We start from the raw sequence: 13,330 nt of genomic DNA, 5'->3' as shown, positions 1-13,330 counted from the left end.
GTGATGAAAATCATATTTTTAATGCCATTTTGTCTTTATTTTTACTGTGGAATATAATTTGTCTATTTGAATACAAAGTTAGATTATTTGAGTTAAAAATGTAGCTCTATAAATCGTAACTTTAATCTTAATGAATATCAAACAAATAAAATCAATCAAATCGAAAAAATATGAACATTAACAAATTTACTATTAAATCGCAGGAAGCCATACAGTTGTCGCAGCAATTAGCACAACGAAATGGCCAGCAGCAAATTGAAAATGAACACATTTTCAAAGCAATATTTGAAGTTGATGAAAACGTAGCGCCATTTATTTTGAAAAAATTAAATGTAAATGTGCCTTTGTTTTTGCAAATTTTAGACAGTACAATTCAGAGTTTTCCGAAAGTTTCAGGAGGTGATATTTTGCTTTCCAGAGATGCAAACAAAGCGTTGAATGAAGCTGAAATAATTGCACAAAAAATGAACGACGAATACGTTTCGATCGAACATTTAATTTTAGCCATTTTTGACTCAAAAAGTAAAGTTTCACAGATCTTAAAAGATCAAGGAGTTACAGGAAAAGGGCTTAAAGCGGCTATTGAGGAATTACGAAAAGGTGAAAGAGTAACTTCAGCTTCAGCTGAAGAAACTTATAACTCATTAAATAAATATGCTAAAAATCTAAACGAATTAGCAAGAACAGGAAAGTTAGACCCAGTTATCGGTCGTGATGAAGAAATTCGTCGTGTATTGCAGATTTTGACTCGTAGAACAAAAAACAATCCAATGCTTATTGGTGAGCCTGGAGTTGGTAAAACCGCAATAGCAGAAGGTTTAGCACATAGAATTGTGGATGGAGACGTTCCGGAAAACTTAAAAGACAAAATCGTTTTCTCATTAGATATGGGAGCTTTGATCGCCGGAGCGAAATTCAAAGGAGAATTTGAAGAGCGTTTAAAATCGGTTGTAAAAGAAGTGACGTCTGCAGAAGGAGATATTGTACTTTTTATTGATGAGATTCACACACTTGTAGGCGCGGGTGGAGGAGATGGCGCAATGGATGCGGCTAATATTCTTAAACCAGCTTTGGCTCGTGGTGAGTTAAGAGCAATTGGCGCGACAACCTTAGATGAATATCAAAAATATTTTGAAAAAGATAAAGCGCTGGAAAGACGTTTCCAAAAAGTTTTAATCGACGAACCAGATACTGAAAGTGCGATTTCAATTTTGCGCGGAATTAAAGAGAAATACGAAACACATCATAAAGTTCAGATTAAAGATGAAGCAATTATTGCCGCTGTAGAACTTTCTCAACGTTATATTACGAACCGTTTCTTGCCAGATAAAGCAATCGACTTAATGGACGAAGCGGCTTCTAAACTACGTATGGAAATCAATTCAAAACCTGAGGAATTAGATGTTTTGGATCGTAAAATCATGCAGTTAGAAATTGAAATAGAAGCCATTAAACGTGAGAAAGAAGAAAGCAAGTTGAAAATCCTGCGCATGGATTTGGCGAATTTAAAAGAAGAACGAAACGAAATCTACGCAAGATGGAAATCTGAAAAAGATATTGTTGACGGAATTCAGGCTGTTAAACTAGAAATTGAAGACTTTAAGTACGAAGCAGAGCGTGCGGAACGTGAAGGAGATTACGGAAAAGTAGCAGAAATTCGTTACGGAAAAATAAAAGAAGCACAAGAACGTCAAGATGCTTTGCAAAAGCAATTATTGGAATTTCAGTCGGGTAATTCTTTAATTAAAGAAGAAGTAACTCGTGAAGATATTGCAGAAGTTGTAGCAAAATGGACAGGAATTCCGGTTATGAAAATGCTTCAAACGGAAAGAGAAAAATTATTGCATCTTGAAGACGAATTACATAAGCGTGTGGTAGGTCAGGAGGAAGCAATAGAAGCCGTGAGTGACGCTGTTCGAAGAAGTCGTGCAGGTTTGCAGGATATGAAAAAACCAGTTGGAACATTCTTATTCTTAGGAACAACCGGAGTTGGTAAAACAGAATTAGCAAAAGCTTTGGCCGAATATCTTTTTGATGATGAAAATGCCATGACGCGTATTGATATGAGTGAATACCAAGAGCGCCACAGTGTGAGCCGTTTAGTTGGTGCGCCTCCAGGATATGTAGGTTACGACGAAGGTGGTCAATTGACTGAAGCTGTTCGTAGAAAACCATATTCTGTTATTTTGTTAGACGAGATCGAAAAAGCGCATCCGGATACTTTCAATATTTTATTGCAGGTTCTTGATGAAGGTCGATTGACAGACAACAAAGGTCGTCTTGCCGATTTCAAAAACACAATCATCATCATGACTTCTAACATGGGAAGCCAGATTATTCAGGAAAAATTTGAAAATCTAAAAGGAGGAGTTGAAGCGGCCACAGAAGCAGCTAAAGCAGAAGTTTTAGGACTACTGAAACAAACTGTTCGCCCTGAATTTATTAACCGTATCGACGAGATTGTAATGTTTACACCACTTACAGTCGATAATATTTCAAGAATTGTAAGTTTACAATTAAAGAGCGTTACCAAAATGTTGGCTTTGCAGGGCATTACAATGGATGCAACTCCAGAAGCAATTGCTTACTTGTCAGACAAGGGATTTGATCCGCAATTTGGAGCAAGACCCGTAAAACGTGTGGTTCAGAGAGAAGTTTTGAATCAATTGTCAAAAGAAATTCTGGCGGGAAATATAACCACAGACAGTATTATTTTAATTGATGCTTTTGATGGAAAGTTGGTTTTTAGAAACCAGACTCATACAGCAGAATAATTTCTAAATATTTTAATATTCAAAAAACACCAGTCAGAAATGATTTGGTGTTTTTTTTGTTTTAAAACCATAAATGTTGAAACTTTTTTCTAAAGTATTATAAATAAAATCTTAACTATAATTCTCAAATTTACAGTAACTTAAAATCAAAAGCTATGAACAATATATTTAGAGGATTAATCGCCGGATATGGCGCAAAGAAATTAGGCGGAGGATGTTTTGGTACTATATTAGTATTTGTAATTATCTGGGTGTTATTAGGGCAGTGCAGTTAGAATTTATCTAATATTCGGTTTAGAAATTAGGATAAAAAGTGGTAGATTCGCACAACTAAAATTAAAGTAAATAACAGAATGGCATCAGGTTTTTTTGTACTATTAGATGATATCGCAGCAATTATGGATGATGTTGCAGTAATGAGTAAAGTTGCAGCAAAAAAAACTGCTGGAATTTTGGGAGACGATTTGGCTGTAAATGCCGAAAAAGCTTCTGGATTTGCTTCATCTAGAGAACTTCCTGTATTATGGGCAATTAGCAAAGGATCGCTTTTGAATAAAATAATTATTTTGCCAATTGCGTTTTTATTAAGTGCTTTTTTGCCAATTGCGATTATTGTAATTCTGGTTTTGGGAGGACTTTTTCTGGCGTATGAAGGCGCTGAAAAAATTTACGAATTTATTTTTCCGCATTCACACGAAGAATCACAAGGAATTACTGAAGAAACCTTTACAGAAGAACAAATCTTGGAAGCCGAAAAAGGCAAAATAAAGTCGGCAATCGTAACCGATTTTATTTTATCTGTAGAGATCGTCATCATAGCCTTAGGAACTGTCATAGATGAACCATTAACGCAGCAGATAATTGTTACTTCAATAATCGCATTAATCGCTACAATAGGAGTTTACGGAATTGTTGCTCTTATTGTTAGGATGGATGAAGCAGGTTATAAACTTATAAGATATAGTAAAAGCGAAAAAAGCCCGGCAAGATTCATTGGGAATCTGTTGGTAAAAGCGCTTCCACTGGTTATAAAAGCGTTAACTGTAATTGGAACAATTGCGTTGCTTTTAGTAGCCGGAGGAATATTTGTACATTATATTCCATTTTTTCACCATTTGTCAGAACAGATCAAAATTCCTTCAATTATCAAAGAGTTTGTGGTTGGATTATCCCTTGGATTAATTGTTCTACTGTTTGTTAGCTTATTCAAAAAGCTTTTTAAAAAGAAAACAGCATAATAAAAAATCAAAAAAATACATTTCAAAAACATCAGTTGACGCTGGTGTTTTTTTTGTTTTAGGAGCACAGCAATTCATTTTCAGTACAACTTTAAGTCCCGCTATCCACTATATCTTTTATGGTGAACCCCACCATAAAAGGATGCCGTTGCTATCGGGGCTAAGCGAGAAATTTATATTTTCATAAGAAATATTGGTATTTTTTTAAAATATTTTCATAGAATAAACTTTTGATTTACAATTGTTTGAAGTTTTACTGAAACTATTTAACATTTCGCTCAAGCAACCTTTGCAACTATACCGCATCTTCATAGTAATTAACAATTAATTATTATTTTATATGAAAAGGTTTAGATTAAAATCAGTTTTAGTAGTATTATTTTTATCAACTGCATTAATTTCATGCAGTAATGACGATGACAAAGCAGAATCGACAGTTAAAACAAAAACAGCATTCGTAACCGAAATTAAAGGTCCAGCAACTGGAAAAGTAAATGACGAATTAAGTTATGATGTAACATTTACTGTAGACAACGCTTGTGGAGAATTCGATAAAATTACCGAAACTACAATTGGCGAAGCAAAAGGATTGCAAGTAATTGCAAAATACCCATCAGAAGTTTGTACTCAGCAAGTTCCAGATCCTAAAAAGACAGTTTACAAATTCAAAGCAACTGCAAAAGGAACTATCGAAATCAAATTCAGAAAATCAGAAACAGAATTCTTGACTCAAAAGGTGGTTATCGAATAAGAAACCTTCTTAGTTGATATTTTTTTTTTAGGTTCTAAAACCATTTTGCAAAAGTTTATTTTAAACTGCTGTGAAATGGTTTTTTTAGTTTTGATATTTTAAAGTTTTGAGCACTGTTATATAAAAGTTATAGACTTTGCCATTCCTTTAAAAAGTATTATTTTTGCACTCTAAATTTTATGTCATGCCGAAAAGAAAATATAAAATATCAGTAATTCAGTTAAATCTGAATGATGTTGCTGAAAATAATCTTAAAAAATGTATCAGCTGGGTAAGAGATGCTGCAAGCCAAGGTGCTGAAGTTATCTTGCTTCCTGAATTATATAGCAGTCATTATTTCTGCCAAAGCGAAGATGTAGATAATTTTGCGTTAGCAGAACCATTGTACAGTACTTCGTTTATTGCTTTCAGCGAATTGGCAAAAGAATTAGGAGTAGTGATTATTGTTCCTTTCTTCGAAAAAAGAATGGCTGGAATTTATCACAATAGTGCATACATCATCGATACAGATGGTACAGAAGCCGGTTTATACCGAAAAATGCACATTCCAGACGATCCGCATTTTTATGAGAAATTCTATTTTACGCCAGGTGATTTAGGTTTTCAGGCAATAGAAACTAAAAAAGGAACTGTTGGAACTTTAATCTGCTGGGATCAATGGTATCCAGAAGCAGCACGTATTACAGCTTTAAAAGGAGCAGAAGTTTTATTCTATCCAACAGCAATTGGATGGCATCCAAAAGAAAAAGAACAATACGGTGAAAACCAATATGGTGCGTGGATGAATGTAATGAAAGGTCATGCGGTAGCAAATGGCGTTTTTGTTGCGGCTGCAAACCGAATCGGTCTTGAAAAATACCTTGAAGGAACAGAAGGAATCCAATTTTGGGGAGCATCATTTATTGCTGGACCTCAAGGAGAAATTTTAGCTCAGGCTTCACATGATAAAGAAGAAATCTTAATCGCTGAAGTTGATTTAGATTTACAAGAAAATGTTCGTCAGAATTGGCCATTCTTCAGAGATAGAAGAATTGATGCTTTTGGCGATATTACAAAAAGAGCAATTGATAAATAATTCAATTTATTTAAAATATAAAAAGGGCAAAATAATATTATTTTGCCCTTTTTTTGTAAGCTTCAGAGAAGCGAAATATTTGTAGCAAAGAATAAATGTTTACAATATAGAGCTCCAGCGGAGCAACATGTTTGTTTGTGTAAACTGCATATGTCGCTCCGCTGGAGCTTTTTCATTTGTCTTATTGAAATTCTATAAATATTTTGCTCCGCTGGAGTTTTAAATAAGTATTTAAAATTTGAAAATTTTTCAAAACTACTCTTGAAGTATTTATCTTTTTATAACAAAAAAGAGCTGTCTCAAAATGAAACAGCTCCTTTTCTTGTTTTTAGCTTTATCTTTAGATTACTTCACTTGGAAAGTAACTCTTCTCACGATTTGACGTGCTTCTTTAGAGCTTTTGTTAACCGAAGTATCTTCTCCGTTAGCAATTACATTCAATCTTGAAGCATCGATTCCAGCATTTACTGCTACTTTTTTCACAGCTTCTGCTCTTTTTCTTGATAATTCAGTGTTATAGTTTGAGCTTCCAATTTCGTCAGCGTAACCAATAATATCAGCTGATTTCCCTGGATTGTTTTTCAAATATTTCACTAAGAAATCAACTCCAGACAATGAAGCATTTGTTGGTTTCGACGAATTAAAGTCAAAGTAAACATTTACATAACCTCCGTTGATTAATTCTTCAACAGTATTGTTTGTAGCAGTGCCATTTCCTTTCTTTTCGTAAGTTTTGTCTAAATAGCTTTCTAGCTCATCAGGTACACCGTTTTGATTGGTATCAATAGATTGACCTTTTGTGTTGACAGCAACTCCTGTAATACTATTTGGTTCTAAATCGTATAAATCGGCTACACCATCTTTATCAGTGTCTAAAAGTCCAGTTTCAACTAAATCCACTCTTTTTTCCAATTCACTGATTCTGTCCTCTTCGCCAACCCAGTCAGCATGTTTTTCATTTTTACCTAAGTAGAAAGTCAAACCAACAGAAGCGTTAAGCAAAACTCCGTCTAATGAACCAGTGGTTGTATTTCCCATTCCGTCAAAGTTCCAGTTTTGTCTTCCATTTACAATTCCGGTAAGATCTCCGGTCAGTGCAACTCTATTGCTTAACTTGATTTGTCCAGTTAAACCCAGAATTCCGTGTCCCATATAATCCTGACCTCCTGGACCAGTTTCTGTACTAATTTGAGAAACTCCAAAACCTCCGTGTGCTAAAATACCAATGGTATTGGTCCAAGTTTCAAAATTCAAAGCGCGTCCAATGTTTACGACACCTTGAACACTTGCTCTCACGTATCTGCTTTCAAAATCAGGAGTGTCATCACGTTCTGTAAACTGATCATATCCAACATCAAGTTTAACACCAAACTTTGGACTAAACATATATCGAACACCCAAGTCAGCATGAAACGGATTTAATGTTGCCGTAGAGTAACCTGGTGTTATTGCTCGCATTGGTTTATTAACTCCCCCATTTAGTTCAATTGACCATTTATTGTATAATTGCTGATCAACTGCTGGGGTGGCAGTAGTGGTGGTCATATTTTGTGCGCTTACAGAAAACGCTGCTATTAAAAAGGACAGGGAAAATAATTTCTTTTTCATGATATTCAAATTTAGGTTGGTTTTTATTTTAAACTCATGACAAAATTATACTGTCGGTTTTAGAATGTGTTCTATTTGCTCTTACATAATTCCCACGTTTTGGCTTTTTATTATGTAAATTCGTTAATGAAATCGAAATTATGAAGCAAAAAAAAGGACAAAACTTATATTTTGTCCTTTTGTTTCTTTTGAAGTAAAATTTATTTTAAGTCTGGCTGATAGAATTTTATACTTCCGTCACCTTCGCTGCTTACTACTAATAAAGTTCTTTTAGTAGGGCTTTTTGAAGCAGGAATAAACAGTACACCTTCTGGGGCATCACCTGTTTTTACTGTCTGTAAATACTGAGGAGAAGCAGGATTGGTAACATCATAAGTCATAAAAGCATCAGATCTTTCAAGACCTACAAATAAAATGTTTTGATTGCCCATTTTAGCGACTACAACAGCTTCTGGTTCAGAACCTTTATCATCGCTTCGTTTATCATCATAGGTTCCTAATTCATTTGTTTTTTTGTCAACATCATTTTTACTGTCAAAAACAATTTTTCCTGTATTTCCATTCCAGATTGTGAAAGATCTTGCGCCAAAACTTACCATTTCGTCTAAATCGCCATCACCATCAGTATCTCCCATATCAGCAACAAGATTTAATCGACCTAAACTTGGATCAAGTTTTAAAGTAGCTGCATCTGGAAAAATCGTAGCATCAAGTTTAAAGCTTTTCATTCTCTTAATATCAGTGTTCGCTGTATATTCTCTTGCGTCTCCTTCATTTGCAGTTACAAAATAAGGAACATTATTAGCAGAGAAATGGCTAATAGCATCTGGCATAAACATTCCTTTTACTTTCCAAGGACTGAAAGCAATTTTGTCATCACTATCGCTTACATCAATAGCATTTTCAGCAGTATTGAAATCTTTTAAACCTAAAGGATAAATAGCAGTAATAGTTTTGGAAGTTAGATCAACTTTTGCAACACCATTATTTTCCTGTAAAGTTACCCAAGCCGTTTTAGAATCATCAGAAATAGTAATGTATTCTGGTTCAATATCCTGAGCAAAACTTTTAGCAACTTTAGAAATTCTGAATCCATCTTTTGCTAATGTCGTTGCCTGGCCACTAAAAGAACTGAAATCTAATGTTGTTACTGCATAAGTGCTTGTTTCGATAATAGAAATTGTTCCGTTTGGATCTTGCGAATAATCTGCGTTAGGTTCACCTTCATTAGCAGTCATAATATATTTTCCGTCAGCAGAAAAAGTAATCATATCAGGCAAAGCGCCAACAGTTACTTGTTTGATTAAGCTGTAATCTGATGTATTGAAAATAACTACTTTTCCATTTCCTTGTTTGTTGACAGTTGATTCTAAAGCAACAGCCAATTTTCCATCAAAAACAGAAACGCTGTTTGCAGCGCCTTCGTAAGAAGCTAAATCAATTTTTCCAATCTTGGTTGGTTTTGTTGGATCAGCAATATCAATAATATCAATTTGGTTTACACCACTGTTATTTACTGTAAAAAGTCTTTTTGTTTTTTCACAATATGCCGAAATCTCAGCAGCCGCTTCGCCGCCAATAGTGATAGAACCAATTTCTTTAAATGTTCCCGGATTTTCATTTACAGTAACTTCTGGTTCACCATTTGAATTTTCATCGTTATTACAGCTTGTCATAATAAGTAAAGCTGTTAATAATGAGATAGTTAATTTTTTCATTTTAATAGTTTTTAGTTCTGCCAAAAGTAAATAGGAGATTTTTTTTATATATTAAGCCTTCATTATTTAATCTTTAACTTAATTTTTGCAAGATATTTTTTGTGAAATAATAGAGGATTTTCAAGCAGATGTTTAAAAATCCTAACGAATGCTTATCTTTGTACACTTTCAAAATTTAGAACCTTTTTATGTCAACAAATAATAGAAGATTTCCAGCAGAATGGGAAAAACAGCAAGGAATTGTATTGTGTTTTCCACATAATGGTAATGATTGGCCAGGAAAATACGAAGCTGTTCAATGGGCTTTTGTAGAATTTATTAAAAAAGTAGCCACTTTTGAAACTGTTTTTTTGGTCGTAGCCGATGAAAAACTGAAAGAAAAAGTTGCTGAAATGCTTGAAAGAGCTCGTGTTAACATTAAAAATATTTCGTATATCATTCATAAAACCAACAGAAGCTGGATGCGTGATTCTGGACCTATTATTGTGAAAAATGGTTCAAAGAGAGAAGCGTTGAATTTTAATTTTAATGGCTGGGCAAAATATAAAAACTATCAATTAGATAAATTTGTTCCGGGCAAAGTAGCTGATTTTATTGATGTTCCTTTAACACAGGTAACGTATAAAGGAAAGCCAGTCATTGTTGAGGGTGGCGCGATTGATGTAAACGGAAGAGGAACTTTATTGACTTCTGAAGAATGTTTGATGCACCCGACAATTCAAGTTAGAAATCAAGGTTTTACTAAAGAAGATTATGAAGCCGTTTTTAAAGAATACCTTGGAGTTACAAACGTAATCTGGCTTGGAGACGGAATAGAAGGGGATGATACACATGGACACATCGACGATTTATGCCGATTTGTAAATGAAGATACCATTGTGACGATTGTAGAAACAGATAAAAGCGATTCAAACTATAAACCTTTGCAAGACAACTTGAAACGCTTGCAAAATGCAAAATTAGAAAACGGAAAATCGCCTGTTATAGTTGCGCTTCCAATGCCAAAACGTGTAGATTTCGAAGATTTAAGATTGCCGGCAAGTTATGCGAACTTCTTAATTTTGAACGATTGCGTTTTAGTGCCGACATTTAATGATAGCAACGATCGCGTAGCTTTAAATATATTGTCAGAATGTTTTCCAGACAGAGAAGTAATCGGAATTAGTTGTATCGATTTCATCTGGGGATTTGGAACATTGCATTGTTTGAGCCAGCAAATTCCGGCATAGTTAATTGCCACGAAGACACAAAAAGCACGAAGTTTTAATAGATTAAACATGTAATACTGCATAGTGTTTGGACGAAGGAGAAATAACATAAAATGATAAAAAAATCATTTTAATCCCTTAATCTGTGGCAAAAAGAAAACAAAAAAAAGCTTGTTAGGAATTAACTAACAAGCTTTTTTATTTGTATACATTAACAATTAATGTATTTTATCTTCTCTTCATTGCCTCACAAAAGGAGGTAACAATTGGCTTGAAACTTCTCCAAAACCAATGCGAACTTCATTGCTTTCACAGAAACCTCTGATGATTACAGTATCGTTATCTTCAATAAATTTACGTTCGCTTCCGTCTTTTAATTTAAGAGGATTTTTTCCTCCCCAAGTCAATTCTAACATAGAACCAAAACTATCAGGAGTTGGTCCAGAAATAGTTCCAGAACCCATCATATCACCAGAATTTATACGGCATCCGTTTGAAGTATGATGTGCCAATTGCTGTGCCATTGACCAGTATAGATATTTAAAATTTGATCGAGAAACAATAGTTTCTTCAGCCTCTTCAGGTTTTATTGAAACTTCTAAATGAATATCAAAAGCTTTTTTTCCTTTAGTTTGTAAATAAGGAAGTGGCGATGGATCTTGTTTTGGTCCTTTAGTTCTAAAAGGTTCCAAAGCATCCATTGTTACAATCCAAGGAGAAATTGACGTTGCAAAGTTTTTTGCTAAAAATGGTCCAAGAGGCACATATTCCCATTTCTGAATATCACGTGCACTCCAGTCGTTCAATAAAACCATTCCGAAAATATAATCTTCTGCTTCATATGTTGGGATATTTTCTCCCATAATGTTCACATCAGTAGTAATAAAAGCGGTTTCAAGTTCAAAATCTACTAAACGGGAAGGTCCAAAAACAGGATAATCGCCGCCAGCAGGCATTGTTTGTCCCATTGGTCGGTGAACGGGGATTCCAGATGGAACGATTGTAGAGCTTCTTCCGTGGTATCCAACGGGGATATGCAACCAGTTTGGTAATAGTGCATTTTCTGGATCGCGGAACATCTTTCCTACGTTTGTAGCGTGTTCTTTACTTGAATAAAAATCGGTGTAATCGCCAATTAAAACAGGCAATTGCATCTCGACATCGTCAATATTAAAAATAACAATATCGCGGTCTTTTGTTGAATCTCTAAGCTGTGGGTTGGTTTCGTCGAAAATATCAGCGATACGATTTCGGACTAATCGCCATGTTTTTTTTCCGTCAGAAATAAAATCATTCAGCGTGTCCTGCATAAACATATCATCGGTTAAATCTATTCCCTCAAAATAGTTTAACTGTTGTAAAGCCCCTAAATCTATAGCAAAATCACCAATTCTAGTTCCTACTGTAACGACATTTTCTTTAGTAAGAAATACACCGAAAGGAATATTTTGAATAGGGAAGTCGCTATTTTGTGGCACTTCTAACCATGATTTTCTTTTGGTATCGTTGGCGGTTATCGGCATGTTAGATGTTAATTATTTGTTGAAAAATTACATGTCAAATATATCATAATCTAACTGTATGACAAACGTTTTTTTGTATTTTTGCATCAAATTAACGAAAAACGAAAAAATGCAACGCGACGAACAAATTTTTGATCTTATCCAAGAGGAAAAAGAAAGACAAATTCACGGACTAGAACTTATTGCTTCTGAGAATTTTGTAAGTGATGAAGTAATGGCAGCAGCTGGTTCTGTTTTAACGAATAAATATGCTGAAGGTTATCCTGGCAAAAGATATTACGGAGGCTGCGAAGTAGTTGACGTTATTGAGCAGATTGCAATTGACAGAGCTAAAGAATTATTTGGTGCTGAATATGCAAACGTACAGCCACACTCAGGTTCTCAAGCAAATACAGCGGTTTATCACGCTTGTTTGAATCCTGGAGATACTATTTTAGGTTTCGATTTATCGCACGGTGGTCACTTGACTCACGGTTCACCTGTAAACTTTTCAGGCCGTTTATATCGCCCAGTTTTTTACGGGGTAGATGCTGAAACTGGCCGTTTAGATTATGATAAAATTCAAGAAATTGCAACTAAAGAACAGCCAAAATTAATTATCGCTGGAGCTTCGGCTTATTCTCGTGATATGGATTTTGCTCGTTTTAGACAAATTGCAGATAGTGTAGGAGCAATCTTATTTGCTGATATTTCTCACCCTGCAGGTCTTATTGCAAAAGGATTATTAAACGATCCAATTCCGCATTGTCATATTGTTTCTACAACAACGCACAAAACATTACGTGGACCTCGTGGAGGTTTGATCTTAATGGGGAAAGATTTTGAAAACCCACAAGGTTTAAAAACTCCAAAAGGAGAAATCAGAATGATGTCTTCATTATTAGATCTAGCTGTTTTCCCTGGAAATCAAGGTGGACCTTTAATGCATATTATTGCTGCTAAAGCGGTTGCTTTTGGTGAAGCGCTTAAAGATGAGTTCTTTACTTACGCAATGCAATTACAAAAAAATGCAAATGCAATGGCTGATGCTTTCGTAAAAAGAGGGTACAACATTATCTCTGGCGGAACTGATAACCACATGATGCTTATTGATTTAAGAAATAAAAATATTTCTGGTAAAGAAGCTGAAAATGCTTTAGTAAAAGCTGAAATTACAGTAAATAAAAACATGGTTCCTTTTGACGATAAATCTCCATTTGTCACTTCTGGAATTCGTGTTGGAACAGCTGCAATCACTACTCGTGGTTTAGTTGAAAAAGATATGGAAACTATCGTTGCTTTAATTGATAAAGTTCTTGCTGATCATACAAATGAAGACGTTATCGAAGAAGTTGCTGAAGAAGTAAACGAATTGATGAGCGAAAGACCGATTTTCGTATACTAAAATCAGTCATAAAGTTTTAAAGTCGAAGGTCGAAAGTCTTGAAATGAATTT

9 protein-coding genes are annotated in these 13,330 nt (G+C 34.7%); 6 read left to right on the top strand and 3 right to left on the bottom strand.

Annotated features, from left to right (window positions below):
* The first annotated feature begins 170 nt into the window (after positions 1-170).
* The 4 genes from clpB (at position 171) to EV145_RS05900 (ending at position 5,838) form a co-directional block, all read left to right on the top strand.
* Entirely contained in the window at positions 171-2,774 is a 2,604-nt protein-coding gene (gene clpB / locus EV145_RS05915) for an ATP-dependent chaperone ClpB (protein WP_133524291.1), read from the top strand.
* Between the two features lie 353 nt (positions 2,775-3,127).
* Positions 3,128-4,012, top strand: coding sequence for a DUF808 domain-containing protein (locus tag EV145_RS05910; protein WP_133524290.1), 885 nt, complete (start codon positions 3,128-3,130; stop codon positions 4,010-4,012).
* Positions 4,013-4,352: 340 nt separating this feature from the next.
* Positions 4,353-4,763 carry a hypothetical protein gene (locus EV145_RS05905; protein ID WP_133524289.1) on the top strand — a complete coding sequence of 137 codons (411 nt, stop codon included), beginning with the start codon at positions 4,353-4,355 and terminating at the stop codon, positions 4,761-4,763.
* A gap of 184 nt (positions 4,764-4,947) precedes the next feature.
* Positions 4,948-5,838, top strand: coding sequence for a carbon-nitrogen hydrolase (locus EV145_RS05900; RefSeq protein WP_035644835.1), 891 nt, complete (start codon positions 4,948-4,950; stop codon positions 5,836-5,838).
* Positions 5,839-6,183: 345 nt separating this feature from the next.
* Here EV145_RS05900 and EV145_RS05895 read toward each other — a convergent pair whose 3' ends face one another.
* Together EV145_RS05895 and EV145_RS05890 are read right to left on the bottom strand one after the other, a co-directional pair.
* Positions 6,184-7,446, bottom strand: coding sequence for an OmpA family protein (locus tag EV145_RS05895; protein WP_133524288.1), 1,263 nt, complete (start codon positions 7,444-7,446; stop codon positions 6,184-6,186).
* A 200-nt stretch (positions 7,447-7,646) separates the two neighbouring features.
* On the bottom strand, positions 7,647-9,164 hold the full coding sequence (locus EV145_RS05890) for a choice-of-anchor I family protein (protein ID WP_133524287.1): 1,518 nt from the start codon (positions 9,162-9,164) through the stop codon (positions 7,647-7,649).
* A 188-nt stretch (positions 9,165-9,352) separates the two neighbouring features.
* Here EV145_RS05890 and EV145_RS05885 point away from each other — a divergent pair, with 188 nt between their 5' ends.
* Positions 9,353-10,393, top strand: a complete 1,041-nt coding sequence (locus tag EV145_RS05885; RefSeq protein ID WP_133524286.1) for an agmatine/peptidylarginine deiminase — start codon at positions 9,353-9,355, stop codon at positions 10,391-10,393.
* Positions 10,394-10,611: 218 nt separating this feature from the next.
* Here EV145_RS05885 and fahA read toward each other — a convergent pair whose 3' ends face one another.
* Positions 10,612-11,895: a fumarylacetoacetase gene (fahA, locus tag EV145_RS05880; protein ID WP_133524285.1), complete on the bottom strand. Its 1,284-nt coding sequence runs from the start codon at positions 11,893-11,895 to the stop codon at positions 10,612-10,614.
* 109 nt (positions 11,896-12,004) lie between these two features.
* On the opposite strand from fahA, the gene glyA reads away from it, so the two are divergent.
* A complete protein-coding gene (gene glyA, locus EV145_RS05875; protein WP_133524284.1) occupies positions 12,005-13,279 on the top strand; it encodes a serine hydroxymethyltransferase in 1,275 nt (424 codons plus the stop codon).
* Positions 13,280-13,330: the final 51 nt, after the last annotated feature.

This window comes from Flavobacterium sp. 245, from assembly GCF_004362055.1.
Taxonomy (GTDB): domain Bacteria; phylum Bacteroidota; class Bacteroidia; order Flavobacteriales; family Flavobacteriaceae; genus Flavobacterium.
The sequence above is the reverse complement of the archived record's forward strand: the minus strand, read 5'-3'. Positions and strand labels throughout refer to the sequence as shown.